Raw genomic sequence first — 1,587 nt, 5'->3', positions numbered from 1 at the left:
CCCGCGGTCGTGGCCGCGACCGCCTCCGAGGCGCCGGCCGCCACCGCGCCCGGCCCGGCCCCGCGGCCCGTGCGCAGGCAGAGCTGGCTGATCGTCGCGGGCACCGTCGCGTGCGTCGCCGTGGCGTCCGTCGCGATCGCGCTCGGCAGCGGCGACGCGGCGCCCGCGGCCCCGGACACCGGCTCCTCGCCGGAGGCGACCACGGTGGGATCGGTGCCCGGCGGCGCGGCGTCGCCCGTGGCGTCACCGTCGTCGGTGCCGCGCGACGACGACGGCCCGAGCGCCGGGCCGACGCCCTCCGAGGACCCGTCGGCGACGCCGTCGGGCGAGCCCTCGCCGACGACGAGCGACGACGATCCCGAGACGCCCGACCCGTCGTCGACGGCGCCCCCCGCCCGGGACGACGAGCCGACCCCGGCGTCGACGTCGACGACCGGCACGACGCCGACGAGGTCGCCGACGCCCCGCCCCTCGCAGACCGCCACCGCCCCGGCGGAGGAGGAGTCGCCGCCCCCGCCCGAGACCGAGGAACCGCCGCCGGGAGAGACCGAGGAGCCGCCGCCGGAGCCCTCCGAGCAGCCGGAGGAGACGCCCAGCCCGACGCCGTCGGCGACGTCGCCGACCGAGCCCACGGGGTAGCGCGCGGCGCCGCCCGCGGGCCTCGGGATTTGCCTTCGCCCCGGAGGCCGCTGCGATCATGGCCCCCGGCGCGCCCGTGCCGCGCGCCCTGGACGGCCCGCGACGACGGGCACCGACGAGCATCAGCAGGACGGGGGCGTCGCGTGACCGCGATCCACGACGGCGACGCGCCCGCGCGCCGGGGCGCCGTCGACGACGCCATCCGGAAGATGCGCGCCGCGGCCGCGGCGGACGGGCGGGACGACGCCCCGGGAGCCGCCGGCACGGTCGACCCGGCGGTGCTGCGCACGGTGCTCGCGACGCTGCCCCACGACGACCAGCGGCTGCTGTGGGACCGGCACGTCGTGGGCCGCGAGCTCTCGGCGATCGCGACCGAGCTGGGCATGCACGCCCGCGCGGTGCTGCGCCGCCTGCGGCAGGCGGAGGAACGGCTCGGCGCCGCGTTCGCCGCCGCCCACGCCCGCGCGTGCCCGCCCGGCTGCCTCGACACGCGCCGGTCGCTGCACTCCTACGTGCGCCACCGGCTCTCGCCGCCGCGCCGCACCGTGCTCGAGGCGCACCTCTTCGGCTGCCAGGGCTGCATGCGTGCCTTCATCGACGTGCGCGAGGCCGGCTGGGCGGTGCGCGACGCCGGCCCGCTGCTGCTCGCGGGCACGGCCGCCGGCGCCGCCGCGGGCGCCCCCGTGGTGGTCGGCGCGCTCGGTGCCGGCACCACGGGCGCGGGCGCGCTCGCGTGGTCCGGGCCGGTGGGGGCCGCGCTGCTCGCGGCCGGGGACTGGGTGCGCGCGGTCGTGCTGCGGCTGGTCCAGCTCGGCAAGCAGCTGGGCACCGCCGGGATGATCGGCGCGGGCACCGTGGCGGGGGTCGCGGTCGCCGCCGTTGCGGTCGCGCTGAGCGGCGGGGCCGGCGGGCCCGCCGCGGCTCCGCCCGCTCCCGGCCCGACGTCGT

General features: G+C 81.1%; 1 protein-coding gene and 1 pseudogene. One reads left to right on the top strand and one right to left on the bottom strand.

The window, feature by feature from the left end; translation table 11 throughout:
- Positions 1-632 (bottom strand): annotated as a pseudogene (locus tag ACFUVW_RS12825) (hypothetical protein); the annotation flags it as partial.
- Between the two features lie 150 nt (positions 633-782).
- On the opposite strand from ACFUVW_RS12825, the gene ACFUVW_RS12820 reads away from it, so the two are divergent.
- The coding region (locus ACFUVW_RS12820; protein ID WP_430571713.1) for a zf-HC2 domain-containing protein at positions 783-1,587 on the top strand (805 nt) is incomplete at its 3' end.

The organism is Isoptericola sp. NPDC057391 (assembly GCF_042668085.1).
In the GTDB taxonomy this organism is placed as follows: Bacteria; Actinomycetota; Actinomycetes; order Actinomycetales; family Cellulomonadaceae; genus Isoptericola.
This window is presented reverse-complemented; position numbering and strand designations above follow the sequence as displayed.